General features: G+C 71.5%; 23 protein-coding genes and 2 tRNA genes. 9 read left to right on the top strand and 16 right to left on the bottom strand.

Annotation, left to right across the window (positions count from 1 at the left end):
- Positions 1–3 precede the first annotated feature (3 nt).
- Complete coding sequence (locus tag ACFV7R_RS03210) at positions 4–1545, top strand: aldehyde dehydrogenase family protein (protein WP_385259282.1); 1542 nt, start codon at positions 4–6, stop codon at positions 1543–1545.
- Positions 1546–1729: 184 nt separating this feature from the next.
- Positions 1730–1814: transfer RNA gene (locus tag ACFV7R_RS03205), tRNA-Leu, on the top strand.
- Positions 1815–1923: 109 nt separating this feature from the next.
- Here the strand turns inward: ACFV7R_RS03205 and ACFV7R_RS03200 are convergent.
- The 4 genes from ACFV7R_RS03200 to ACFV7R_RS03185 all read right to left on the bottom strand — a co-directional run bounded on the left by ACFV7R_RS03200 (position 1924) and on the right by ACFV7R_RS03185 (position 6456).
- The gene (locus ACFV7R_RS03200) at positions 1924–3009 is read right to left on the bottom strand and encodes an integrase core domain-containing protein (protein ID WP_385259737.1); all 1086 of its coding nucleotides are present in this window, start codon (positions 3007–3009) and stop codon (positions 1924–1926) included.
- 220 nt (positions 3010–3229) lie between these two features.
- Positions 3230–5017 (bottom strand): selenocysteine-specific translation elongation factor, encoded by a 1788-nt coding sequence (selB, locus tag ACFV7R_RS03195; RefSeq protein ID WP_385259736.1) that lies wholly within the window; start codon positions 5015–5017, stop codon positions 3230–3232.
- Between the two features lie 2 nt (positions 5018–5019).
- Positions 5020–6339: an L-seryl-tRNA(Sec) selenium transferase gene (gene selA, locus ACFV7R_RS03190; RefSeq protein WP_385259280.1), complete on the bottom strand. Its 1320-nt coding sequence runs from the start codon at positions 6337–6339 to the stop codon at positions 5020–5022.
- 23 nt (positions 6340–6362) lie between these two features.
- Positions 6363–6456, bottom strand: a tRNA-Sec gene (locus ACFV7R_RS03185).
- A gap of 56 nt (positions 6457–6512) precedes the next feature.
- Here ACFV7R_RS03185 and selD point away from each other — a divergent pair.
- Positions 6513–7547 (top strand): selenide, water dikinase SelD, encoded by a 1035-nt coding sequence (gene selD, locus ACFV7R_RS03180; RefSeq protein WP_385259277.1) that lies wholly within the window; start codon positions 6513–6515, stop codon positions 7545–7547.
- Positions 7548–7602: 55 nt separating this feature from the next.
- Here the strand turns inward: selD and ACFV7R_RS03175 are convergent, their stop codons facing one another.
- From ACFV7R_RS03175 to ACFV7R_RS03135, 9 genes are all read right to left on the bottom strand, one after another.
- A complete protein-coding gene (locus ACFV7R_RS03175) occupies positions 7603–8541 on the bottom strand; it encodes a penicillin-insensitive murein endopeptidase (RefSeq protein WP_385259274.1) in 939 nt (312 codons plus the stop codon).
- 34 nt (positions 8542–8575) lie between these two features.
- A complete protein-coding gene (locus ACFV7R_RS03170) occupies positions 8576–10330 on the bottom strand; it encodes a glycoside hydrolase domain-containing protein (protein ID WP_385259272.1) in 1755 nt (584 codons plus the stop codon).
- Between the two features lie 223 nt (positions 10331–10553).
- The gene (locus ACFV7R_RS03165; protein ID WP_385259270.1) at positions 10554–11288 is read right to left on the bottom strand and encodes a D-Ala-D-Ala carboxypeptidase family metallohydrolase; all 735 of its coding nucleotides are present in this window, start codon (positions 11286–11288) and stop codon (positions 10554–10556) included.
- 274 nt (positions 11289–11562) lie between these two features.
- Positions 11563–12066, bottom strand: a complete 504-nt coding sequence (locus ACFV7R_RS03160; protein WP_385259268.1) for a hypothetical protein — start codon at positions 12064–12066, stop codon at positions 11563–11565.
- Between the two features lie 72 nt (positions 12067–12138).
- Positions 12139–12354 carry a hypothetical protein gene (locus tag ACFV7R_RS03155; RefSeq protein WP_385259265.1) on the bottom strand — a complete coding sequence of 72 codons (216 nt, stop codon included), beginning with the start codon at positions 12352–12354 and terminating at the stop codon, positions 12139–12141.
- Positions 12355–13272, bottom strand: a complete 918-nt coding sequence (locus tag ACFV7R_RS03150) for a peptidoglycan-binding protein (protein WP_385259263.1) — start codon at positions 13270–13272, stop codon at positions 12355–12357. It abuts the gene before it with no gap.
- Entirely contained in the window at positions 13269–13856 is a 588-nt protein-coding gene (locus ACFV7R_RS03145) for a hypothetical protein (RefSeq protein ID WP_385259260.1), read from the bottom strand. Before ACFV7R_RS03145 ends, ACFV7R_RS03150 begins: the two co-directional genes overlap by 4 nt.
- A complete protein-coding gene (locus ACFV7R_RS03140) occupies positions 13832–14494 on the bottom strand; it encodes a MauE/DoxX family redox-associated membrane protein (RefSeq protein WP_385259258.1) in 663 nt (220 codons plus the stop codon). Before ACFV7R_RS03140 ends, ACFV7R_RS03145 begins: the two co-directional genes overlap by 25 nt.
- Positions 14495–14501: 7 nt before the next feature.
- A complete protein-coding gene (locus tag ACFV7R_RS03135) occupies positions 14502–15203 on the bottom strand; it encodes a hypothetical protein (protein WP_385259256.1) in 702 nt (233 codons plus the stop codon).
- Between the two features lie 287 nt (positions 15204–15490).
- On the opposite strand from ACFV7R_RS03135, the gene ACFV7R_RS03130 reads away from it, so the two are divergent.
- The 3 genes from ACFV7R_RS03130 (at position 15491) to ACFV7R_RS03120 (ending at position 18602) form a co-directional block, all read left to right on the top strand.
- Positions 15491–15841: a hypothetical protein gene (locus tag ACFV7R_RS03130; RefSeq protein ID WP_385259254.1), complete on the top strand. Its 351-nt coding sequence runs from the start codon at positions 15491–15493 to the stop codon at positions 15839–15841.
- Positions 15842–16341: 500 nt separating this feature from the next.
- Complete coding sequence (locus ACFV7R_RS03125; protein ID WP_385259251.1) at positions 16342–17967, top strand: histidine kinase; 1626 nt, start codon at positions 16342–16344, stop codon at positions 17965–17967.
- A complete protein-coding gene (locus ACFV7R_RS03120; protein WP_385259733.1) occupies positions 17964–18602 on the top strand; it encodes a LuxR C-terminal-related transcriptional regulator in 639 nt (212 codons plus the stop codon). The genes ACFV7R_RS03125 and ACFV7R_RS03120 overlap by 4 nt, the downstream gene beginning before the upstream one ends.
- 391 nt (positions 18603–18993) lie before the next feature.
- On the opposite strand, the gene ACFV7R_RS03115 is transcribed toward ACFV7R_RS03120, so the two are convergent.
- Positions 18994–19938, bottom strand: coding sequence for an LLM class F420-dependent oxidoreductase (locus ACFV7R_RS03115; protein WP_385259249.1), 945 nt, complete (start codon positions 19936–19938; stop codon positions 18994–18996).
- A complete protein-coding gene (locus ACFV7R_RS03110; RefSeq protein ID WP_385259247.1) occupies positions 19935–20720 on the bottom strand; it encodes an ABC transporter ATP-binding protein in 786 nt (261 codons plus the stop codon). Before ACFV7R_RS03110 ends, ACFV7R_RS03115 begins: the two co-directional genes overlap by 4 nt.
- A 253-nt stretch (positions 20721–20973) precedes the next feature.
- On the opposite strand from ACFV7R_RS03110, the gene ACFV7R_RS03105 reads away from it, so the two are divergent.
- Together ACFV7R_RS03105 and ACFV7R_RS03100 are read left to right on the top strand one after the other, a co-directional pair.
- Positions 20974–21999, top strand: a complete 1026-nt coding sequence (locus tag ACFV7R_RS03105; RefSeq protein ID WP_385259245.1) for an ABC transporter substrate-binding protein — start codon at positions 20974–20976, stop codon at positions 21997–21999.
- 26 nt (positions 22000–22025) lie between these two features.
- Entirely contained in the window at positions 22026–22874 is an 849-nt protein-coding gene (locus ACFV7R_RS03100) for an ABC transporter permease (protein WP_385259243.1), read from the top strand.
- Positions 22875–22970: 96 nt separating this feature from the next.
- Here the strand turns inward: ACFV7R_RS03100 and ACFV7R_RS03095 are convergent, their stop codons facing one another.
- Positions 22971–24041 carry a glycerophosphodiester phosphodiesterase family protein gene (locus ACFV7R_RS03095; RefSeq protein WP_385259240.1) on the bottom strand — a complete coding sequence of 357 codons (1071 nt, stop codon included), beginning with the start codon at positions 24039–24041 and terminating at the stop codon, positions 22971–22973.
- 220 nt (positions 24042–24261) lie between these two features.
- On the opposite strand from ACFV7R_RS03095, the gene ACFV7R_RS03090 reads away from it, so the two are divergent.
- Positions 24262–24963, top strand: coding sequence for a DNA polymerase beta superfamily protein (locus ACFV7R_RS03090; protein ID WP_385259237.1), 702 nt, complete (start codon positions 24262–24264; stop codon positions 24961–24963).
- The last annotated feature ends 278 nt before the right edge of the window (positions 24964–25241 follow it).

Below are 25241 nucleotides of genomic sequence, written 5' to 3'. Positions count from 1 at the left end.
CCAATGGCACCCACCCTCACCCTCAAGTCGGACACCTCCTGGGCCGACGCCTGGCAGCGCTGCCTCGCCGTCGCCCCCGAGGCCTTCCGCGACGACCGCGTCCTCAACCTCTGGAACGCCGCCTGGCAGGCCGACGGCCGGGCCCTGCCCGCCACCACACCCGTCGACGGCACCCCCATCGCGGGCCCGCCGCGACTCGACGGCACCACTGCTCACCAGGCCGTACGTGCCTCCCTCGACCAGCACCGCGCCTGGCGGCACATCCCCCTCGACGAACGCCGGGCCCGCGTCGCGGCCACCCTGGACGCCCTCACCGAGCACCGCGAACTGCTTGCGCTGCTGCTGGTCTGGGAGATCGGCAAACCCTGGCGGCTCGCCCAGGCGGACGTCGACCGAGCCATCGACGGGGTGCGCTGGTACGTCGACGGTATCGAGCCGATGGTCGCCGGGCGGGCCCCGTTGGACGGCCCGGTGTCGAACATCGCGAGCTGGAACTACCCGATGAGCGTGCTCGTTCACGCATTGCTGGTACAGGCACTGGCAGGCAATGCGGTCATCGCCAAGACCCCGACCGACGGCGGTGTCGCCTGTCTGACCCTGGCCTGCGCGCTCGCCGCCCGCGAGGGACTTCCCGTCACCCTCGTCAGCGGCAGCGGAGGCGAGCTGTCCCAGGCGCTGGTGCGGGCGCCCGAGATCGGCTGTGTCTCCTTCGTCGGCGGCCGGGACACCGGCGCCGCGGTGGCCACGGCCGTCGCCGACCTCGGCAAGCGGCACATCCTCGAACAGGAAGGACTCAACACCTGGGGCATCTGGAACTTCACGGACTGGGACACGCTCACGGCGGTCGTGCCCAAGCTCTTCGACTACGGCAAACAGCGCTGCACGGCCTACCCGCGCTTCGTCGTCCAGCGTGCGCTGTTCGACGAGTTCCTGGCGGCGTACCTCCCGGCGGTCCGCACGCTCAGGGTCGGCCATCCGCTCGCGGTCGAGCAGCGCGAGGACCCCTACCCGGCGTTGGACTTCGGGCCGGTGATCAACGCGGCCAAGGCCAAGGAGCTGCACGACCAGGTGGCCGAGGCCATCGACCGCGGCGCCGTCCCGCTGTACCGCGGCCGGCAGGGCGACGCGCGCTTCCTGCCCGGCCAGGACACCTCGGCGTACGTCCAGCCGGTCACGATCCTGAACCCGCCGCCGTCCTCCCCGCTGCACCACGCGGAACCCTTCGGCCCGGTCGACACCATCGTCCTGGTCGACACGGAGGCGGAGCTGCTGGCCGCGATGAACGCGTCCAACGGCGCGCTGGTCGCCACGCTGTCCACGGACGACCGGGCGACCTTCGACCGGCTCGCCCCGCAGATCCGTGCCTTCAAGGTGGGCCACGGCAAGCCCCGCTCCCGTGGCGACCGCGAGGAGCTGTTCGGCGGCTTCGGCGCGTCCTGGCGCGGCGCGTTCGTCGGCGGTGAGCTGCTCGTGCGCGCGGTGACGCAGGGACCGGCGGGGGAGCGGCTGCCCGGCAACTTCCCGGACTACCACCTCATGCCGTGATCACCCGTCACGTCTGCCGGACCTGCACCGAAGAGTGACACCCCGACCACTCGCCGTGACCCGGCCGGTCGGGGTGACGCACCCGCCTCAGGGGACGGAAACGCAGGTGAAGGGCACTCCGAAACCTTGGTATTGTTGTCCGTGTCGCCCCGGGGAACACCCCCGGCAAGGCGGCGGACACCTGGTCCGGGTGGCGGAATGGCAGACGCGCTAGCTTGAGGTGCTAGTGCCCTTTATCGGGCGTGGGGGTTCAAGTCCCCCCTCGGACACTCGCTATAGCGATACGCAGATGAGGGCCTCGACCTAACGGTCGCGGCCCTACCTGCATGTTTGTAGCTGATCGTGACCCTGTGGGGCTCGGAAAGTCGTCGCTGCAGGTCAAGCCGCGTAGCGGTATTCGTTGATGACGCCGCCGAGGATGCGGGTGCGCAGGAGTCGGCGGTTTTCGGGCCTATGCACGGTCGTGGGTTGCTGGTCGGCGCCGGGAGGTAGTTGGTTGCGGGCCCGGTGGGGGCGGTGTTCGTTGTAGTGCCGCTCGTAGGCGGCCAGGACGTGCCGGGCGTGGGCCTCGTTCATGATGAGGACATGGTCGAGGGCCTCGCGTCGGATGGTGCCGATCACCCGCTCGCAGTGGGCGTTCATCCGAGGCGCTCGCGGGGCACTCTTGAGGATCTCGACCTCCTCGGCCTCGAAGATAGCGTCGAAGGACTGCCCGTACTTGCCGTCGCGGTCTCGCAGCAGGAAGTGCAGGGACTCCATGCGCGTTCCGAGATCGGTGGCCAGGTTTCGGGCTTGCTGCATAGCCCAGTCGCGGGTGGGGTGGGCGGTGACGGCGGCGATGTGCAGGCGTCGGGTGCCGTGTTCGAGAAACGCCAGCGCGTAGAGCCTGTGGCCGAGGGCGGTGTCGAGGTGGAAGAAGTCGACGGCGATGAGGCCTTCGGCCTGGTTGGTGAGGAATTCCCTCCACGTCGGGCCAGCGCGGCGTGGGGCCGGGGCGATGCCCGCCGCGTGGAGGCTCCCCCATACTGTGGAGGCTGCGATGGGGTGACCGAGTCGGGCCAGCTCGCCCTGGATCCGCCTATGCCCCCACTTCGCGTTCTCCCGAGCGAGCTGCAGGATCAGCTTCTTGAGTGCTGCCTTGGTCGGTGGCCGTCCGGTGCGGGCGCGCCGGGCGCTGTAGTCCCACTTCGCGGCGCTGAACCTGCGGTGCCAGGTCAGCAGGGTCCCGGGCGTGACCGGGAAGACCTCGTGCCAGCGGCGGCGGGGTATCAGGCTGGAGAGTGCAGCCAGCCAGAACCGATCCGCGGGCTCGTAGCGGACCGGGCCGGCGATCTGACGCCGTAGCACCGCATTCTCATGGCGGAGCACGAGTAACTCGGCGTCCTTGGAGGTGTCGCGGCGCAGCAGCACACCGGGGGCGGACAGCAGCTTGCGGGCTGCTTTGTACAGCATCGAGAGGATCACGGCGGACATGGTCCCAGTCGAGACCGCTCTACCGTCCCGACCTGCGTCGATGACTTTACGAGTCCCACACGCATGAAGCTGAAAGCGCCCGACAGGGCGAGGTACGGCAATCGCAACAGCACAGTCGAGCATGCTCGCAGTCGGCCAAGGCCCGCGCCAAGGGGCCCTTTCCTACGCGGGAGGATGACCGGTCAGCCGCAGACTACTGACCCCACAGGGTTCAGGGTGGCGCAGTGACCGGCGCCGGCCGACCGCGCGGCGCGCAGCGGCGGCGTTTGTCGGGCAGCAGCTCGGTGATGCCCTGGCCGTCGCAGTGCTCGAGCAGGGGGACGGTGACGCGGCGGCTGGTCTCCAGGGCGCGGCTCGCCGTTCCCACGGTGAACGGCTGGTCGAGTTCGCTCAGCCGGTCGGCCGCCAGCCGCGGGGCGTTCGGCAGCAGCACCACGTGCTCCGCGAGCCGCAGTACGGCCCCGTGGCGGACCGCCGCGGTGAGCTCGCGGCGGCCGAGGCCGAGTTCCGCCAGCCGCTGGGCTTGGGGGGCGGCGAACGGCCGGCCCGCGAGCTCGGCGGTGAGGCGGCCCACCGCCTCCGCAACGGCGGCGGGCAGGGAATCGGGCCCGACGGTCACGCGCCCGAGGTTCAGCCGCAGGGGTGGTGTGACCAGTGCCTCCACCAGGGACGCGGAGGGCAGTCCGAGGCGCTGCCGAGCGATTTCTACCGGTACACCCTCCTCGGCTGGCCGCTCGGTGTGGTAAACGGCGACCAGTTCGGCCAGCCGGGCGCGCAGGGAGGTCCAGTGGGCGGGCTCGGCGAGCCAGTCGCCCGCGACCGGCGCGGTGCGGACGGCCACCCCCATCGCGGTCAACTCCTCGCGCGTGACCAGCAGTCGGCGCCGTAGCTCGTCCGCTTCGATCGGAGTGCCGCGAGCATCGCCCAGTTCGGCCGCGCGCCGTGCCGCGGCGCCACGGCGACGCAGTTCCGGTGGCCGGGGGTCGAGCACCGTCAGCCCGGCCAGCACCCGCCGCAGACCCGGATCGCGCAGCACCGCGCGGTCACCGATGCGCAGCGGCAGCGGCGCCGGCAGGGTCAGCCGGACGATGTCCGCACCGAGCGGGCGTACGCGTACCGGCACGGCCGCCGAGCCGATATGGGCGACGGCGGTGCGGGGCAGCTCCCCGGCCGGTGTTCCGCCGTGTACGCGCACGTCGCAGCGTAGACAGGGGACGAAGCTGCCGGCGGTGAGCAGTGCGTCGCCGCGGCCCGTCGACTGCTTGTCGAGACCGCGGAGGTTGACGGCGAGCCGGGCCGTTGCCCGCACCAGGCCGGTCTCCTCGCCGAGGGCCTGCAGCGCCCTGACACGCACGGAACGGGCGGAGCGGGCGGTCACCAGGACGTCGCCCCGGCGGATCCGGCCCGCACCGAGCGTGCCGGTGACGACCAGCCCGCTGCCGCGCACGGTGAAGGCGCGGTCGATCCACAGCCGCACCGGGGCGTCGGCATCCCCGTCCGGCAGCCGCCCGGCCAGCCGGCCGAGGGCCGCGCGCAACTCGGCGAGGCCCGCGCCGGTGCGGGCGCTGACGGCCACGGCCTCGACGCCGCCGAGCGTGCTGGACCTGATCCGGTCCAGTGCCTGCGCCATGGCCGGGCCCGGGTCTGCCAGATCGCAGCGGGTGACCGCGAGCAGCCCGTGCCGTACGCCCAGAGCGTCCATGGCGGCGAGGTGCTCGGCGGACTGGGGCTTCCAGCCCTCGTCCGCGGCGACGACGAACAGGACGGCGGGCACGGGCCCCACACCGGCCAGCATGGTGGGGACGAACCTCTCGTGTCCCGGGACGTCGACGAACGCGAGCCGCTCACCCGACGGCAGATCCGTCCACGCGAAGCCCAGGTCGATGGTCAGACCACGGCGCCGCTCCTCCGCCAGCCGGTCCGGGTGGGTGCCGGTCAGTGCGTGGATCAGCGTGCTCTTGCCGTGGTCGACATGCCCGGCCGTCGCGACGACCCGCATGCTCACCGGCCCGCCGCGCGCAGCACCGCGGCGAGGACGTCGCCGTCGCACGCCTCCGGCACGCACCGCAGATCCAGCAGCAACCGGCCGCGCACCACCCTGCCCAGCACGGCCGGTTCACCCGTGCGCAGCGGTGCCGCAAGGTCGTCGGGCAGGCTCACCGCACAGGACGGCAGAGCGGTCCCGGGGGCGCCGCCGCCTCCGACCACCGCCTCACAGGGCACGAGGCGCGCGTCCAGGCCCCGGCGCGCAAGGTCTTCGGCCAGGCGCAGCGTGCGTGTGCGCAGCTGCGGCAGCGGCAGGTGCAGGGCGGCGTGCACGGGCGGCTCGGGACCCCGCAGTGTCGCCTCCAGTGCGGCCAGGGTGAACTTGTCCACGCGCAGCGCGCGGGCCAGCGGATGGCGGCGCATCCGCTCCACCACGCCCGCCCGGCCGAGGACCAGCCCTGCCTGAGGACCGCCGAGCAGCTTGTCCCCGCTGGCGGTGACCAGCGTGGCCCCGGCGCGCAGCATGGTGGACGCGTCCGGCTCGTCCGGCAGCAGCGGGTCCGGCCGGAGGAGGCCGGAGCCGATGTCGACCACCACGGGCAAGCCCAGCGCCGCCAGTTCGCCGACGTCCACACCTTGGGTGAAGCCGCTCACCGTGAAGTTCGACGGGTGGATCTTGAGGATGAAGCCGGTGTCCGGGCCGGCGGCGTCCGCGTAGTCGTCGAGACGGGTCCGGTTGGTGGTGCCGACCTCGCGTATCCGGGCGCCGCAGGAGGCCAGCAACTCGGGTATCCGGAAGCCGTCGCCGATCTCCACGAACTCGCCCCGGCTGAGCAGGACCTCGCACCCCGCGGCCAGTGTGGCCACGGCCAGGGCGAGGGCGGCGGCCCCGTTGTTGACCACGTGCACGGCCTCTGCGGCCGGTACGGCCTCCCGCAGGGCCGCCATGGCGCTGCGGCCGCGCGGCGCCCGTCTGCCGGTGGCCAGGTCCAGCTCGACGTCCGTGTACCCGCCGGCCGCCGCCATCGCCTCCAGCGCGGACGGCGACAGCGGAGCCCGTCCCAGATTGGTGTGCAGCACCACACCCGTTGCGTTGTGCACGGGGCGCAGCCCGGCCGCGTGTGCGGGGAGCGCGGCGAGCGCGGCACCGACGGCGTCGTCCGGCCCGATCCGCCCTTCGCGTACGGCCCGCTGGGCGGTGGCGACCGCGGCCTTGACGACGGTCCTGCCCAGCCGTGCGGACGCCTCGCTCAGCCGGGGATCGCCGAGCAGCAGCGTGGTGCTCGGCACCCGCCGCCGGGGATCCGCAGGCGGCTCCCGTCGCTCGTCCGCCACCCTTGCCACCCCGATCGAAGCCAGCGGAGGCGGACGGGAATCGAACCCGCCTGGCCCGGATCCCGGACCACACCGATTTTGAAGATCGGGAGGGGCACCAGCCCGCCCAACGCCTCCAGGGCAAGATTGTGATCCCCGCACACTGCTGCGGCAAGAGGTGAAATCATCGCCGTATGACGCCAGTTGTCCCCGCAGCCGCACACGTCGCGCCGCTTCGGCTGACCCAGTACGCACACGGTGGCGGCTGCGCCTGCAAGATCCCTCCGGGGGAGCTGGAGGCGATGGTCGCGGGGCTGACGCCGGGGCCGGGCGCGGGCCGTGTCGACGGCGACCGGCTGCTCGTCGGACTCGACCACGGCGACGACGCCGCGGTCGTGCGGACCGGTGACGGCACCGCCCTGGTGTCGACCGCCGACTTCTTCACACCGGTCGTCGACGACGCCCGCGACTGGGGCCGGATCGCCGCCGCCAACGCCCTGTCCGACGTGTACGCGATGGGCGGCCGGCCCGTCGTCGCGCTCAATCTGCTGGGCTGGCCCCGGGACGTCCTGCCCGCCGAACTGGCCCAGCAGGTGCTGGCGGGAGCGCTCGAAGTCGCCGGCGGGGCCGGCTGCTTCGTCGGTGGCGGGCACAGCATCGACAGCCCGGAGCCGCTCTACGGAATGGCCGTGACCGGCCTGGTGGACCCGGACCGGATGCTGCGCAACGACGCCGGGCGGCCGGGTGTGCCGCTCACCCTGACCAAGCCGCTGGGCGTCGGGATTCTCAACAACCGCCACAAGCGGACGGGCGAGGTCTTCCCGCACGCGGTCGCGAGCATGGCCGCGCTCAACGACCGCGCCAGTGCCGCCGCCCTGGAGGCCGGCGCCGTGTGCGCCACCGATGTGACCGGATTCGGGCTGCTCGGCCATCTGCACAAACTGGCCCGCGCCAGCGCCGTCACCGCTGTGGTGGACGCCGCCGCCGTCCCCGTGCTCGACGGTGCCCGCGCGTCCCTGCGGGCCGGATACGTCAGCGGCGGCACACGGCGCAATCTCGACTGGGTGCGCCCGCACCTGGACGCGGGACGGACGAGCGACGACGAACTGCTCGTGCTCGCCGACGCGCAGACCTCCGGCGGGCTGCTCGTCGCCGGGGAGGTGCCCGGACATCCGGTCATCGGGGAACTGGTCCCCGCCGTCGCCGGTACGACACTGGTGATCCGCTGAGCGCCGCGGTCGGCCGCGGACCCGCGGGCGAGGCCCGGGGCCCGCGGCCGGCGCACTACCGGTAGCGGATGTGCAGATGGTTGTCGTGGTTCGGGTAGTTCGTGGTCAGCCCCTCCGAGATCAGCTGCGGATCGTTGAAGAAGATCAGCTCGACATGGCCGGGGGCCTTCGCCCGGATCTCCTGCACGAGCCGGCGGGTGGCCGCGCGGTCGTACGTCGACGACTGCCAGGTGATGCGCCCGGCGGTGCACTGGGCGGAGTCGGTGCGGATCGGCCACACGTCGATGTCCATCCCGACTTCGTGGCTGGCGTGGCCGGGGATGTCGCCGCCGTGCTCGAAGCTCGCGTCACCGACCGGCAGCCGGCCGTTCCCGGTGCCGGCGAAGACGGCCGCGGCCGCCTCCAGCTGACCGACCGCGCCGGCCGTCGCCCAGTGGGCGTTGGCGTTGCCGTCGGGGCTCTGCGCGCACATCGTGCCGGCGCCGAAGTTGATGTTCTCGAAGTGCCACAGCAGGTTCTTCCACGTGGTCGGTCCGACCACGCCGTCCACACCGATCCCGGCGTGCGACTGGAAGGTGCGCACGGCCGAGTTGGTGGCGGACCCGAAGTCCCCGTCCACCGTGAGGCCGGCGCCCCGCTTGGCGTTGAGCAGCGACTGGACCGCCTTCACCGCCGGCCCGTTGTCGCCCTGCCGTACGGTGACGGCGAGCGCGCCCCAGGTGGCGGGCCCGACGATGCCGTCCGCGGTCAGGCCCTTGGACTGCTGGAAGCCCACCACCGCGCTGTGTGTGCCCGAGCCGAAGACGCCGTCCACGGCCACGGTGCGCCCGTGCGCGGCGAGCAGGTGCTGCAGCGCGACGACGTCGGAGCCGCGGCTGCCGTTGCTGCTCAGCGGGAAGGCGGCCTGGGGGAAGGCCTGGGCGGGGACGCCCAGGCCGAGGAGCAGACCGGCCACGGCGGCGAACAGTGCGATGATGCGTGCGAGTTGTCTCATGGTTCCTTCCTCACTTCTCTGCTCACAGGTCTGCTCACTTTCCTGCCTGGAGGGCGCCCCAGGTGGCGGGGCCGACGACGCCGTCGACGCTCAGCCCGCGCGAGGACTGGTAGTCGCGTACGCCCTGATCGGTGCCCGGGCCGAAGTCGCCGTCGATGCCGATCGTCCGGCCGAGCGCGGCGGTCAGGGCACGTTGCAGCCGGGTGACCGCCTCTCCCGTCGAGCCGTTCTGGATGGTCGGGGTGGACCCGTGGGACAGCAGGGCGGTCCAGGTCTTCGGGCCCACCACGCCGTCGGCCGTGAGCCCTCTGCTGGTCTGGAAGTTCTTGGCGGCGGTGGTCGTGGCGGGGCCGAATATCCCGTCCGGAGCTCCCGGGTCGTAGCCGGCGGCCTTCAGCAGGCACTGGGCCGCCTTGACCCGGTCGCCGGTCGAGCCGCTCTGGACGGTGGTGTACGAGGTGAAGTTGAGGTTCACCCCGGTGCAGGTGGGCGGGGGCGGGGTGCCGGTGCCCACGTCCAGGTAGTCGCGGTCGATGTTGATCGAGTAGCCGCCGTAGGACTCGGTGACCTCGCCCACGTACTGGTGGATCCGCTGGTGGTTGGACCAGTAGGTGGCCGGCACGTAGGTACCGGTGTTGGTGTCGGCTGCGCCGTTCCACCACGCGTAGAAGAGGTGGTCGACCCGCGTGTAGGCGCTGTTGTTGTACTCGCTCGCGGCGTCCTTGATGCCGGAGGCGGCGCTGGAGTAGAAGCCCGACAGATAGCCGCTGCTGTGCAGCCGCTCGGTCCAGCCGGACAGGTACGACAGCACGGCCGCCTTGCAGGAGGCCGTGGAGGTGTACGCCTCGATGTCGCTGTAGATGGCGCTGCCCGCCGGGATACCGAGGTTCGACGCGGCGGTGATGGCGCCGGCTGCGGCGGTGACGCCCTGGGACTTGGCGGTGGCCGGATCGGCGGACATCTTCAGCGAGTAGCTGGTGCACGGCGCCTGGCGGCCGACGTCGATGGGGAACAGACGCCAGCCGTTGTTGGTCTGGTTGGTCACCCAGCTCGCGGTCAGGTTCGGCTGGGCGCAGCCGCGGAAGGAACCGCTGATGTAGACGCCGACCGCGCTGTACGGCGAGCTCGCCTGCCAGGCGTTCATGGCGGCCTGCGACGGTGCGGTGCAGGCGTCGAAGCCCTTGCCGAGGTAGCTGCCCGGCTGCGGCCCTGCCGCGGCCAGGGGTGTTGCGGCGGACTGCTGTGCGGCGCCCGGCAGTTCGGTTCGTCTGGCGTCCGCGGTGAGCTTCGCCGAGCCGAGGACGCGGCGCACCACGCTCTCGGTCGCCGGGGTGTGGGCAGCGGTGACGAGGACGCCGGCGTCCTCGACCGCGATCCGGATGGTGTCGTTGTCGGACGCGGCGGACGGCGCGGTGGCCTTGCCGCGCTGCGTCCGCGCGGTCGCCGCCGTCGCCTGGCCCGCCGAGCGCGCGGTGATGGGCTCGACGACGATGCCCGCCGTACGTCCGACGACCCGGGCGGGGCAGTCGTTCTGGTCGGCGGGCTCGCCTATGTAGACGGCAGGTCTGTCGAAACGGAGGCAGGCGCGCGGGTTCTCGGCCAGATCGACCACCTGCCAGTCAGCGGGCACCTCGATGCGGTAGCCGTGGTAGGTGACGGTCTGCCGGCTGTTCTCGGGCGGGGGAGCCGCCAGGGCGGGGCCGGGGACGGCGGACGCGCCGATACCGGCGAGCACCGCCAGCACGGCCGTTGCGGCGCGGGTGCGCCAGGGCATCCGGGACGACGACATCAGGGCACTCCTACTCGGGTGCGGAGATGAGTGGTGGGGGGCGCGGCGGATGTGCTCCGCGTCGGGACGAGCGGTGCCCGTGGCCGGCGCCTGGCCGGCCGCGTGCCTTTCGCGCAGTGCGAGGTACGCCCCCGGGCCGGAAGCCGGCCCGGGGGCGACGGAGGGCGGTGCGCGTCGGACCAGCTGCTCATACGCCGCAGCTGGGCGCGGTCGGGCTCGCTGTTCAGATGCCGCAACTGGGCGCGGACCAGGAGCGGCTGGTGCGTCCGTCCACGTGGGTGTGGTCGTCGTGGCCGGGATAGCCGGGACCGAAGATGCCGCCGAAGCCGTGGTAGCGGGCCCGCTGCGCCAGCGTGCAGAGCGACGGGTTGCCGACCAGGTCGGCGGCGTCACCGTACAGATGCCGGCTGTTCGAGGCGCCGCCCACCGCGCTGTTGCAGGAGTACGAGCGGAATCCGCTGGTCACGACGAGCGGGGTGTCGCCCAGGGCGTGCCGCATGGCCTCGAGCTTCCACATCGTGCGCAGGGCGTTGGCCTTGGCCGTCGCGGCGCTGACCGCACCGCCTTCCCAGGTGGAGTTGCACTTGTTCAGCTCGGCATAGGTGAAGTGGATGGGCGTGCAGTCCGGGTCCTGCAGCGCGTAGATCTTGCTGAACGTCTGGGATCCCGCGACGCCGTCCGCCGCCAGCCCGTACGCCTGCTGGAACTTGGTGACGGCGGCCTTGGTCCGCGGGCCGAAGTTGCCGTCGACGGCGAGGATCTCGCCGAAGTCGACGTGCCCGGCCACCCGGATCTGCAGCTGGGTCACGTCGGCGCCCGACATGCCCTCGGACAGGGTGCGGCCCCAGGTGTAGCACTCGTCGGCCTGGGCCGGGCCGGCCGTGGCGAGCATGCCACCGAAAGAGGCGGTCATGAGCATGACAATCGAGACGACGAGTCGGACCGTGCGTCTTAACATCGCGTGCCTCCGTACCGATTCCTTGTTTCCCCGCGAGGGGCTGAACAGAGTTTGACCGCGCAACCGCAGCGTGTCCACTGTGTCGCCGTCCGCCACAGGACCAGACCTCCGGCACAACCGGACGGCAGGCGACGGCCGTTGTGCTGTCGGGTGCGAAGCAGCTGTCCCGCCCGGCCGCAGGCGAAGGCGCACCACCCCGCCACGTTCCGTCCGCCGCGTCAGCGGGACAGCTTCGTTGGGCCTCAGCGCCGTGGCACGACATCGGAGCACGGCGCTACCGGAGCACCGCGCAGGCGACAGCGCCGATCAGCAGGGAGCACACCACGGTCATACCGCTCAGCCGCCGCGCGAGCAGGTCGTCCCAGCCCTCCCCGTTGCCGGAGAGCCTGCGCAGGGCCGGGGTGAGCGCCCGGCCCGCGCCGAAGCCGAGTCCGGCGGCCAGAGCGGGCGCGTACGAGCCCCCGGACAGCAACACCGCGACCGCCAGCGCGTACGGAGCGCTCGCCGAGACATAGGTGCGCACACCCGTGCCGAGCTCGAAGCCGAACTGCAGGGCGCCCCGCGTCAGATGGCGGCGCAGCACCTCCTGCGGTATCTGCCGGGCGTTCTGCGGCAGCCGCAGCGTCAGCCTGCCGGCGTCGCGCAGCGCGGCGAGCAGTGCCACGGCCACGATCAGCCCTTGCCGCCCGCCGGCCGGGAGTGGTGTGAACAGACCGGAGAACAGCCACAGCACCCCGGCCGTCAGTACTCCGCCGGCCAGCAGACCGATGGTGAACACGCCGAGGACCAGCGCCTGTCTGTACGTTGCCCGCCAACCTGGCGAGGCCAGCGCGAACGCGCTGTTGCGCGTTCAAACGGAGCCCGAGAGCGAGTACCCGGCAAGGCCGCCAGTGATCGCCCAGGTCAGCATGGGGGCGTAGAGGGCAGTGGCGATCGCCGTCGTCCCCAGGACCGCCACGGGCAGGGCGGGATCGGTGAGCAGCGTCCGTACGCCACGGGCACGGCCGGGCGGCCAGGCCACGGGACGGCCGGACTCCGCGGGGCGGCCGGACTCCGAGGTGTTCATCTAGACCGTTCCGGTCATCGTGCGCCAGGTGTTCTGGCCGATCACTCCGTCGGTGGTCAGGCCGTGCAGGGACTGGAACGAGACCACGGCCTGGCGTGTGAGCGGACCGAAGTTGCCGTCGACCGTGAGCGCGTGGCCGTGCTTGTTGAGCTGCCGCTGGGCGCCGCGTACGGCGTTGTTCACGTCTCCCTGCCGCACGGTGACGACCAGGACCGGCCACGTGGCCGGACCGACGCTTCCCGTGGGGCTCAGTCCGTTCGCCGACTGGAACTCCTCGACCATCGCCTCGGTGTTGGGCCCGAAAATGCCGTCGACAGCCGTCGGATGGCCGTGGTGGGTGAGCAGGTGCTGGACGGTGTGGACGTCGGGCCCGGTGGCGCCGCCGCCGATGGTCGGCCAGTTCACGGCGCCGGGGCAGTCGCAGTCGGTGGTCCAGCGGCAGATGGACTTCACCCAGCCGGAGCCGGTGTTGCGGTAGCCGTCGTGGCAGCGCCGCTCGATACCGCAGCCGCAGGTGCCGCAGGCCGCGCTGTAGCGCCACAGCCAGCCGTCGTAGGTACCGGCGTAGCACTGGTTGGGCCGCAGGGTCCAGGTGACACCGTCCGACCGGTGAAAGCCGGTGTTCGTCCCTGACGTCACGCACGCGTCGGCGTAGACGGTGCTGGGTCCGCAGCCGGGGGAGCAGTTGTGGTCCGCCGCGTAACTGGGGCACGCGCCGGTCCAGATGTCGTAGCCGTCGGCGTACGCCTGCCGGGCGGCGGAGAACACCCCCAGCGCGGCGAAGCCCGCGGCGGTCGCCGCCTGCAGCACCGTGCGCCTGCGCGGCGCGAACGACGGCAGGGCCCCGCGCCTGGTCCGCGAGCCGCGGCCGCCGCTCCCGGACCGGCGAAGTGTGGGCACGTCGTTCAGCGACGTCATGACAGGCTCCTCGGCGTTGCGGGATGGATGTCGTCGAGCAACCGCAGCAGCGCGGTGGGCGAGCCGAGCGGCTCCGAACGGGCTATCCGGCCCTCCGCGTCGATGGCCACCGCGTAGGGGGTGGCGGGGATGTCGTACGCCGTGAACAGGTCCGCTTGGTCATCGCGGACCGGGACGGTGCCATCGCCGGTCCGGGGTGCGGGGCCTGTGTAGAGCGCGAGCACCTGTGGGGCGAGGGGGTCGCCCTGACCTTGGCCCAGGCCTTGGTCCTGGCCCAGGACCTGGCGGATCGTCCAGGCTCCGGCTTCGGCCAGCACCTGGACGCAGGTGCCGCAATCGGCGTCGAGGAACAGCAGCAGCGCGGGGCGGCCCGGCGTCAGGAGGCCGTCGAGCCGGGCCGTGTCGTCCGGCCTGGCCGTGCCGAGCCCGGGTGCCGGCGCGCCGGGAGCGATGCCTGCCCGCCCGGGGCGGTGCGGCTGGGCGCGCGACAACTGGTGCACCTGCCTGACCAGTCCCGAGACGACCAGCGCGAGCAGCGCGATCGCCGCCCACGAGGCGATCAGGGCGCTGGTGGTGAAGTCCATCGCGATGACACTCCTTCTGTGGTCCGGTGCACGGTGGCGTTGGCCGGCGGATGATCGTGGGCGGCGGCCGACGCGGTCACCACCGGGGCCGGGGCCGGTCGGTGAACAGTGGCCGGGGCCGGCTCGTGCATGGCGGCGGGCAGGGACCACAGCAGCGCGGTGCAGGAAGGTGCGGCGAGCATCAGCGTGACCAGCTCCGCCGTGGACAGCCGTACCGGTCCTGCCCCGGCGATGACGGCGCCGGCCGCCGCGAGTCCGGCCAGGGCCGCGGCCCGACGGGTCACCCAGCGGCTGAGGGGCAGATCCCGGCGCGAACAGCCGCACGGACCCCCACGACCGAGGGCGAGGACGTGCCGGGTGTAGAGCGCATAGAGCCCGAGGAGAGCGGCCCCCGCGGCGAGTACGCCTTGGAGCAGCCTCTGGTGACCCGTCGTCAGCGCGACCGCGCCGACCACCCCCAGGGCGCCCTCGGTGACCGGCAGGACGGCGGCCGCGAACCGGCGCGACCGCCGTCCCAGCACGCCGTGTACCCGCAGTGCCTCGCCCAGGGCGGCGGGACGGGCCGCGTGGGAGCCCGTACCCACGAGCAGGCTCAGTACGACGATCGCGGCGGTGAGCCCACCGTAGAAGCCGATCACCGCCGGGTCACCCGGTGAGCCGCAGCTTGAGCCGCCCGACGGCCTCGGGCACCCACTCGACGGAGGTCGACGCCAGCGGCACCACCGTCGCCCAGATCTCGGTGGAGGAGAGCACGAAGAACGGGCTGCCGTCGGAGAGCGTGTCGCGGAACAGCTCGCCGGACGCCACCGTCACCCCCTTCCAGGGCGGAAGCTGAGCGGAGTGTTCCTTCGTCCGCCGCGACAGCTCGAGCAGGCCGAGGCCGGGCACTTCTTTGATCACCGTCGCGGGCCGCGTGAAGGCGCTCCCGGCCGACCGACTGGGCTGGAGAGTGAGCCCGTACTCGCTCTCGGCGATGCCCACCGACCGCAGCAGCCCGAGCGCTTCGGTCACGCTCAGGCCGTACAGGCGGGTCACGAGTGCGTGGCGCTCGCCGCGCCATACGACGAGCAGCGGCCGCTCCACGAGCCCCGAGCGCGGCTCGCGCTCGATCGACTCGTAGACACGCAGCGTGCCCTTCTGGAACGTGAGCTCGGAGTCAGGCGCCCCGAGGCTCAGGGAAGAGGCGACATCGTCGCCCAACGTGGCCGGCCCGGCGGTGAACTCGACCAGCCGCCCACCGACGACCACCTCGACGGCCGAGGTGCACGGCGCCCGCAGATCGAGGTCGCCCTCCAGGCGGTACGTCCCGCCGTCGAGGGCGCGATGAGTGACGAACGATGCGACCATGTGCATCCTCCTGGGGGCGCGGGGCGGTGCGGCACCGCGGCCTCAGAGGAAGCTAGACAAGGGGCATGAACCTGTCAATCCATCAGGACCCTGTGCCTGGCCGCAGTTGGGCTGACGCGCATTGCAGATGAGGTTACCGAGGGTTTGGCGCCCAGGGGCTCGTAGGACTGGACTTGCTTGCGGCTTCCGGACGTGACGGCGCTGCACGGTGAGCTGGTGGTGTGGGAGTCGGGCCGATTGGCGTTCGAGCGTCTCCCGGCCCGGCTGCAGCCGAGTACCGTGCCCGCATGGAGCAGCGAGAGATCATGCAGCGTGTCGTCGGCATCCTCACCGAGGCGCTGGAGATGCGACGCCAAGCCCGCGAGAACCCCGACGGTGACGTGACAAAGAGCGAAGCGGTTGCTGCGTTGCTCGAGGAGATGCTGCCGCGTATCGAGCTGCCCGACGATGCGAGCGCCCAGGAGGTCGCAACTGCCGTAAGTCAGACGCTTGGGCCGGCCATCGTGCAGATCGCTTCCGCATTCGCGCTCGCCTTCGTGCAGCTCGCCGAGGTCCACGAAGGGAGGAGCGCTGACGTTTCTGCTGCGGACGTCCTGCAGTCAATCTCCCTGCACTTCGAGACCGAGGCAGGAAGGTAGAGCGGGCTCTCCACGGACCCTACGGCCTGACCCGCGATTGATCGCGGGCGGGCTGAAAAGCCGGGGTTCGATGCTCGGGGAGGGGAGGAGCCTGGTGACCGGATGGCCAACCCGGATGGCCAACCCGGATGGTGACTCCGGGGGAGGGGGCCGATGGATCTTGCAGCCGGAGCCGCCCTTGCGAGATCAGGACTGTATCGTTAGTGGTCAACTCGCCCCTCGGACACCAGCTGAGACCCCTGTTCACCAGAGGTCTCTTGCTTGCCCGGCCTGTGGCGTGATCGACAGCCCGAGCGGCCATCGTCGTGTCACGGCAGCAGTCACCCCCTGCCTGGTGCCGACAGGCTCGTGGATCACCTCGATGGCCTACCGTGTGGCCCGTGAAGAGGGAGAGAAAGCACGCCCTGGGGCTCCGGCTGGGCGGGGCAGCGGCGGCAGCCGTTTTATCCGGAGCGATCGGCGGTTGGGCCTATGCGAGGGCGGGCGGTTCCGCCGGGGACGTGACACGGGATCTGGCCGTCGGCTGGACATACGCGGGCGCGGGCCTGATCGCCTGGTGGCGCAGGCCCGCGAACCGCACGGGTGCGCTGTTGGTCGCCGAGGGCGTCACCTGGTTCCTGGGCAATCTCCAGGGCACCGACGTGCCCGCCCTGTTCGCGCTGGGCGCCTGGTGGGAGGCGCTCAACATGGCCGTCCTGGCGCATCTGTTGCTCTCGTTCCCCGACGGGCGTCTCACCACGGCGCTGACGCGACGCATGGTCTTCTTCGCGTACGGGCTCGTCGCCGTGGTCGGGCTGCTGAGGGCGATGATGTTCGACCCGGCCGTCTCTTCGGACGCCACCTATCTGGACTGCCACGGCTGCGGTCCGAATCTGCTGCTGGTGCCCGGCATGACGGGACTCTTCGACTACGTCGACGGTGCCTACCGGGCACTGGGCTGGGTCCTGACCGTGGCCGCGGTGGTGATGCTCGTCAGACGCTGGCGGCATGCCTCGGTGGCGCGGCGGCGGGCGCTGACCCCGGCCTGGATCGCCGTCGTCATCGCCACCGCCTTCCTGCTCTCGCACGTGGTGCTGCGCGTGGTCCCCGGGATCGGCGACTCCGCCGCGAGCGGTGTGTACCTGATCTCCGACCTCGCACAGGCCGCCGTGCCACTGGCCTTCCTCGCCGGTCTGCTGCGGATGCAGCTGCAGCGCGCCGAGGTGAGCGGCCTGGTCATAGAGGTCGGCGCCGACCCGGATCCGGTGCGGCTGCGCGAGGCGCTCGCCCGGGTGCTCGGCGACCCCGGGCTGAGACTGGGCCTGTGGCACGAGGAGCGCGGCGCATATCTCGACGGCGAAGGCCGGCCCGTGCGGCCGGAGGGCACGGGGCGCACCCGCGTGGACTCCTCGCGCGGCGCCGCGCTGGCAGTGCTGCGGCACGACCCGGCACTCGCCGAGGACCCGCAGCTGCTGGAGGCCGTGTCCGCGGCACTGCGGCTGGCGCTGGAGAACGTCTGGCTGCGCAACCAGGCCAAGGAAGCGACCTCGCGCATCGTCCGGGCCGCCGACACCGAACGCAAGCGGCTGGAGCGGGACCTCCACGACGGCGCCCAGGCCCGGATCGTCTTCGCGCTGATGGCGCTGCGCCGCCTGGACAGGGGGCTCGCGGACCATCCGGACGAGTCGCTGCGCCGTTCGGTCGCCGAGGTCGAGAGCAGTCTGAAGCTGGCGCTCGAGGAGCTGCGGGGCATCGCACACGGCATCCATCCGGTCGTCCTCACCCGTGAGGGCCTCGGTCCCGCACTGAAGGCGCTGGCGGAGCAGGCCCAACTGACCGTTGTCGTGGCCGCCGAACCTCGACGGTACGATCCGGTCGTCGAGTCCACTGCCTACTTCACCGTCTGCGAGGCGTTGTCCAACGCCGCCAAGCACGCACGGGCGAAGGCCGTGAGTGTCTCCGCCCGGCACCACGACGGCAAGCTGGTCATCGAGACGGTCGACGACGGCGTCGGCGGCGCCGACACGGGGCGCGGCAGCGGTCTGCTCGGCCTCGCGGACCGGCTCGCCGCCGTCGACGGCGTACTGCACATTCACAGCCCCGCGGGCGGCGGGACCAGGATCAGGGCGGAGCTGCCGTGCGTGTGATCGTGGCCGAGGATTCGGCGATTCTGCGGGAGGGGATCGTACGTCTTCTCACCGACGAGGGCTTCGAGGTGCCCGCGCACTGCGGGGACACCGGCCCCCTGCTCGACCTGGTTGCCCAGCACCGGCCGGACGTGGTCCTGCTGGACATCCGGATGCCCCCGACACACACCGACGAGGGCATCCGAGCGGCGGCCGCCATCCGCGAGCGCCACCCCGGCACCGGAGTGCTGCTGCTGTCCCAGTACGTCGAGACCGCCGGCACCGTCCAGGCGCTCCTGCAGAACCAGCACGGATTCGGCTACCTCCTCAAGGAACGTGTCGCCGACGCCGACGAACTCGCCGACGCGCTGAAGCGGGTCGCTGACGGCGGGACCGTCGTGGAGCCGGAGGTCGTCGCCCGGCTGATGGACGCCCCCCGGCCGGCGGACCCGCTCGACGAACTCACCGCGAGGGAGCGCGAGGTGCTGGCCCTGATGGCCGAGGGACGGTCCAACGAGGCCATCGCGCAGCGACTGGTCATCGGCGGCAAGACGGTGGAGACGCACGTACGGAACATCTTCACCAAGCTGCAGCTCGAAGCCGACCTCATGGACCATCGCCGGGTGATGGCCGTGCTGACGTATCTGCGAGCCTGACCCCTCGCCAGGCTCGGGCCGGCGCTCCGCTCCGGGAACGGCAGTTCCCCCGTACTCCCCCGTACTCCCCCGTGTTTCCCTGCCGTCTCCCGGAGCGGTGCCGGTGACAACAACCGTAAACGGGCCCGGATCCCGGGACATCAGGGTCAGCCCTGAGATCCGGAACCAGTGCCACCAGGTCTGGACCGGCGGCCGGCTGGTCGGCACTCTCCGGTACGGCGGTGCGGGGTGGGCGCGATCGGCGGACCGAGCCGAGCCAGGCCGGTCCGGTCCTGCGCGTCGGCCCCTGCAGCGTGACCGCCCCCGCCCGCGTCCGCGGGCTTCTACGCGAGTGACGACGCCGACGCCGAGGCAGTCACCTTCGGGAACAAGACACCTCGGTTTTCACGTGCTACAGCTGCGGGAGCACCTCACCGGCGATGAGTTCCAGGTGGTCGAGGTCGGTGAAGTCGGTCAGTCGGAGATGGATACGGCTTGCGCCGATCGCGGAGAACTCGCCGAGCCGCTCCACGAGCTGGGCCGGGGAGCCGACCACCGGATCCTCCGGCGGCAGCGCGCTCTTGACGTGCAGCGGGGCGGCACGCCGTTGCGCCTCCGCGTCGGTACGGCCGATTGCGACCACGACACCGGCCGAGAGCACCAGCGGTGCCTGACCGGCGACGGCCCGGCCGGTCCGGTCGCATGCCTCGGCAACCCGTTGGTAGGCCCGGGCAGTCTCTGCCACCGACTTGAAGGGCATGTTGAACTCGTCGGCATACCGAGCGGCCAGCTCCGGGGTGCGCTTGGGGCCGCGGCCCCCGACGATGACCGGCGGCGCCGGCACCTGCACGGGCTTCGGCAGGGCGGGCGCGTCGACCAGTTGGTAGTGGTCGCCGCGGTAGCTGAAGCTCTCGCCGACCGGTGTCCGCCACAGTCCGGTGATCACCGCCAGCTGCTCCTCCAGCCGGTCGAAGCGTTCCGGGGCGGACGGGAACGGGATGCCGTACGAGGTGTGTTCCCGTTCGTACCATCCGGCGCCGATGCCCAGCTCGACCCGCCCCCCGCTCATCCGGTCGACCTGCGCCACCGTCACGGCCAGCGGGCCCGGCAGCCGGAAGGTGGCCGAGGTGACCAGGGTGCCCAGCCGGATCCGGGAGGTCTCCCGGGCGAGCGCGCCCAGCGTGAGCCACGCGTCGGTGGGGCCGGGCAGCCCGGGATCGGCGCCCATCGCCTGGTAGTGATCGGCCCGGAAGAAGCCCTCGAACCCGCCGGCTTCGACGAGTCGCACAAAGCGCAGCTGATCCTCGTAGTCGGCACCGCGGTGCGGCTCGGTGAAGACACAGATCCGCAGGGTCATCGCCCCTCCGTCTCGGTCGACGTGAACACGTCCCGTTCCATCAGCAGCTCGTGCAGATCGGCACTGCACCGGGCCACTTCGCCGAGGTGCGCAGTTCGGCCCAGCGTCCTCGGCCGGGGAATGGCGATGTCGACGATCTTGCGGATCCGGCCCGGCCGCGGGCTGAGCACCACCACCCGGTCGGCGAGCAGCACGGCCTCGTCTGTCGAGTGGGTGACAAAGACGACTGTGGCCGAGTTCTCGATGTGGATGCGCTGCAGCTCCACCGCGAGGTCCGCGCGGGTCAGCGCGTCGAGTGCGGAGAACGGCTCGTCCATGAGCAGCACCCGGGGCTCGCCCATCAGCGACCGGCACAGTGCGACTCGTTGCTGCATACCGCCGGAGAGCTCGTGCGGCCGGTGCTTCTCGAAGCCGCTCAGTCCGGCCGTCTCCAGCAGCCGGTACGCCCGGTCGCGGTGCTCGGCCTTGCTCCAGCCGAAGATCTCCACGGGCAGCATGACGTTGTCGAGGACGGACCGCCAGGGCAGCAGGGCCGGCCGCTGGAACAGCATGGCGACATCCCGCCGGGCTCCGGTGACTCGCTCGCCGCCGATGGTGATCTCGCCCTCGGTGACCGGCAGCAGCCCGGCGATCAGCCGGAGCAGTGTGGACTTGCCGCACCCGGACCGGCCCACCACCGCCACGAACTCACCCTCGGCAATGTGAAGGCCGATGTCCTGGAGCGCCACCGTCGAACCGGACCGGCTGGTGAAGCTCCGGGACACACCGGTGAGTCTGATCATCCGGCGGTCTCCCCATCCACTGGCGATCGCCATGCCGGCCGGTTCGTAACGCCCGGTCAGGTTACCCGGAGCAGGCCACTCAGCGGTACCTGTCGTCCTGTCGGTGATTCCCCACACCTGGCCCACAACTACCCGGCTCTCGTACGCTGTTGCCCGCACCGAGTGTCATGCCCCCGGCGGTTCCGTCACGCCGTTCTGTCTCGACGCCCCTCCGCCGGCGCGGCCGGCGGTCGGAAAGGACAACACTGTGCGCATGAACAGGTTCCCCCGTACGGTCGCCGCGGTGGCCCTGGCCACGGTGCTGGCGCTGGTGTCGGGGTGTGGCGGCTCGGATTCCGACGCAGGTGCCGGTGCGGACGCCGAGGCGCTGGAGAAGGTGACCTACCTGACGTCGTTCGGCAACTTCGGCCGGGACGCGTACGTCTGGGTCGCGAAGGACAAGGGGTTCTTCGAAGAGGCCGGCTTCGACGTGGAGATCAAGCCGGGCCAGGGCACCGGCGGCGTGATTCCGGCCGTCGTGGGTGGCCAGGCGCAGTTCGGCCCGATCGACCTGACGGGCGGTCTGCTGCACATGGGCAGCGGTCAGGCGAAGGACTTCGTCGCGGTGGCCGCCATCCAGCAGCGCACCATGGCCGCCATCGCCACCACCGAGGGCAGCGGCATCGCCGCACCGAAGGACATCGAGGGCAAACGGCTCGCCGACACGCCCGGCTCTGTCGTGCGCAACCTCTTTCCGACGTACGCTCGACTGGCCGGAGTGGACGCCGGCAAGGTGACCTGGGTCAACGGCGAGGCACAGACCCTGATGGGCACGCTCGCCAGCGGCTCGGTGGACGGCATCGGCCAGTTCGTGGTGGGCAAGCCGACCATCGAGGCGGTGACCAAGAAGAAGGCGGTCCTGCTGCCGTACAGCGACGTGATGCCCGATCTCTACGGAAACGTGTTGATCACGTCGAAGAAGATCGCCGAGCAGGATCCGGAGATGGTGAAGCGGTTCACCACCGCCCTGCTCAAAGGCTTGGAGTACAGCCTCGCCAACTCCAAGGAGGCCGCCGAGATCCTGAAGCGGAACGTGGACGCCACGAATCCGGCCGCCGCGGCCGCCGAGTTGGAGTTGATGGCCGCGTACGTCACGCCAGGCGCTTCCGGCACGGCGATCGGGACACTGGACTCCGGACGGGTCGCGAAGAGCATCGCGATCCTGCAGGACGCGGGCGCACTGCCGCAGGGGATGACCCCTGAGCAGATCATCGACTTCGACCTGGTACCGAAAGCCTGATCACGCCGCGCTGGGAGAAGGATGGGATGACCGGACTCCCGAAGCCGCAGCAGGCCCCGGCGGCGGCCCCGGAGCCGGTGCCCGTGCCGCGAGTCGGACCACAGCGCAGGACGGGCATCGGCGTAGTGCTGCTGCCCTTGGCCGGGCTGCTGGTCGCCCTCGGCGTGTGGTGGCTTCTCACGTCGGCGCTGGCGGTGATCCACCCGGCAGTGCTCCCTCCGCCCGGTGCCGTGCTCTCGGCGTTCACCGCGGCCCCGGCCCAGTTCCTGGAACACACCGGCGACACCACGGTGGAGACGGTTGTCGGGTTCGTTCTCTCCAGCGCCTGCGGAGTTCTGATCGGACTGTCACTGGCGGGCTCGCGGACACTGGAGCGGATGTTCACGCCGCTGCTGGTCGCCGTCAACGCGGTTCCGAAGATCGCGCTCGGGCCGCTGTTGGTGGGGGCGCTCGGCTGGGGGCAGAAGCCGGTCCTGACCATGGTCTTCCTGCTCTGCTTCTTCCCCATCGTGCTGTCCACCGTGACCGGCCTGACGTCGACCCCGGCGGACCTGGCCGAGTTGGCGCGCTCGCTGGACGCCTCGCGCTGGCAGGCGTTCCGGAAGGTACGGTTGCCCGCCGCGCTGCCGCAGATCTTCGTCGGGCTGAAGGTGGCCATGCCGCTCGCCGCGATCGGCGCGGTCATCGGCGAGTTCCAGGCCGGTGAGACCGGGCTGGGCTATCTGATCGTGCAGGCCGGCGGCGTCGGCGACACCGCCACCGCCTGGGCCGCGATCATCCTGATCGGGTTGATGAGCATCCTGCTCTACTTCGCTTTGGTGCTGTTGGAGCGGTTCGCGCTGCCCTGGGTCAGGGAAACGACCTCGCGCGGCTGACTCGCGGGTCTCTGTCGCCTGACGACTCGTGCGGGCGGAGCCTTCGCTCGGCCCGCACGAGTCGTGTGCCGTGTCCGCGTGCCCTCGCCGTGTGTGTCAGTGGCGTGGGAAGTACGCCTTCGGCAGCCGCATCCCGCGGTCGGCCATGATCTGCCGGACACGGTCCGGATGGTTCGTGATGATGCCGTCGACCCCCATGTCCATGAGCGCCTCCACCGTGGCCGGGTCGTCGCAGGTCCACGGGACGACCTTCAGGCCCCGCGCGTGGGCCTCGGCGATCATCGTGCGGTCGGGGTAGAAGCGGAAGCCGGGGTCGCCGATCTTGCCGTTCTGCGGGAAACCGTAGTTGGGGGAGAGCGCCTTGACGCCGGGGACGGCCGCGGCCGCCCTGACGAAGTCGCCGTCGTAGTCGTCGGCGTCGATCCCGCCGAGCCAGGGGGAGGCGCCGGGCTTGCCGACCTGGAGGAAGTCGTAGTTGGTCAGCGCCACCAGCGGCCACCGCGGCGCGAGCCTGTGCATCTCCTTCAGCGCGCCCCAGTCGAAGGACTGGATGGTGACCTGGCGCTCGAGGCCCGAGGCGCGGATCTCCTCGTACACGCGGCGCACGAACAGCTCGCGCGGCGCGGTCTGCTCGGGCGCTCCCGCTTCGACCTTCGTCTCGATGTTGAGGGTGACCTGCCTGGCCTGGTAGCTCTTGACGAGGTCCAGGACGTCCCGGAGCTCGACCATGCGGGCGCCCTTGATCTGCTCCTGCTCGGGATAGCCGGGCAGCTGCTGGTAGCCGCAGTCCATGGTGCGGATCTGCGCCAGCGTCAGGTCCTTGATGTACTTGCCGACGTACGGGTACATCGGGTCGCCCGGCACGACCGGTGCCGTGTCCCGGCACTTCTGGGCGCTGACCTGCCGGTCGTGGGTGACGACGACCTTCCGGTCCTTGGTGACCTGGGTGTCCAGTTCCAGGGTGGTGACACCCAGCCGCAGCGCCTTGCCGAACCCTTCCAGGGTGCTCTCGGTCGTCATGCCGAGGCCGCCGCGGTGGGCCTGCAGGTCGAAGTGCGACTTCTGAGGCAGTACGCCGGGGCCGTCCGTGGTCGTTGCATGAGCGGCCGTGGGGAGGGCGAGCACCGGCACGAGAGCCAGGCCGACGAGGAAATGTCTTGCGGACATCGAAACCTCACTCGTTGGGGTTGGGGCGATCCCAGGACGCTAGTTCGACGCCGGGCGCGGCTGAAGACCTCGACGTGATGCAGCTGTGAACGCTCGACGAACCCGAGGGTGACCGGGCGGTCGCCCGAAAATGGCAGGCCGGCCGCCGGGGCAGCGCGGCATCATGACGGTCCGCCGCCGCCAGTACCACCAGGGCGCGCGATGAACACCGGGGGGACCTGTGACCGTGACGAACATCCTGCTGTCCGGCATCGTCGGCTCGACCGCCTACGGACTGGCCTACAAGGGCTCCGACGTGGACCGGCTCGGCCTGTTCGCCGCCCCCACCGAGACCCTGCACGGCCTGCACGGCCCGAAGGAGTCCCACGTCACCACGGCCCCCGACCGCACCCTGCACGAGGCCGCCAAGTGGTGCCGGCTCGCGCTCGGCGGCAATCCGACCGTCATGGAACTCGTCTGGCTGCCGGAGGAGTTGTACGAGGTGCGGACGGAGCTCGGCGACGAGCTCATCGGCATCCGGGCGTCCTTCCTGAGCGCCCGGCGGGTCCGCGATGCCTATCTCGGCTACGCCACACAGCAGTTCAGGAAGCTCCAGAGCCGCGGCGACGGTTCGTTCTCCGCGGACACCCGCAAACGCACCGCGAAGCACGCCCGCCACCTCAAGCGACTGTGCCAACAGGGCTACGAGCTCTACACCACTGGGCAGTTGACCATCCGGGTCGAGGACCCCGAGAGCTACCACAGCTTCGGTGAGCACGTCGCCGCGGACCCCGCGGCCGCGCTGCCGCTGCTGCGCCGTTTCGAGGCGGCCTTCGACGAGTCCCGCAGCGTACTGCCCGAACAGCCCGACGAAACGGCCGCGGAGGCGTGGCTGCGGCGGGTCCGGGCGCGCTTCTACACACCGGACGAGGGCCGGACGTAGACCTCGAAAAAATCCGGTGCCCCGCGCCCACCCGGTTCCCTACACTCGCCACGTTCCGAACAGCGAGTCGAGTGAGGGGAGCCGGGCCGTGCGTGACCGCATCGCCGTCGTCGTTCCCCGCTCCCGCTACGAGGTGATCCTCGTGTCTCCGGCCGCCCGGTGCCCGCTGCGCGGCCGGTACCGGACACCCGTGACGAACGACTGAGCCACGCGCAACACCAACGCCTGGCGCCTGCCTGCCCGTTCGTCCGGGAATCGCGCTGCCCTTTCACCGAACC

The organism is Streptomyces sp. NPDC059866, assembly GCF_042731325.1.
Classification (GTDB): domain Bacteria; phylum Actinomycetota; class Actinomycetes; order Streptomycetales; family Streptomycetaceae; genus Streptomyces; species Streptomyces flavusporus.
This window is presented reverse-complemented; position numbering and strand designations above follow the sequence as displayed.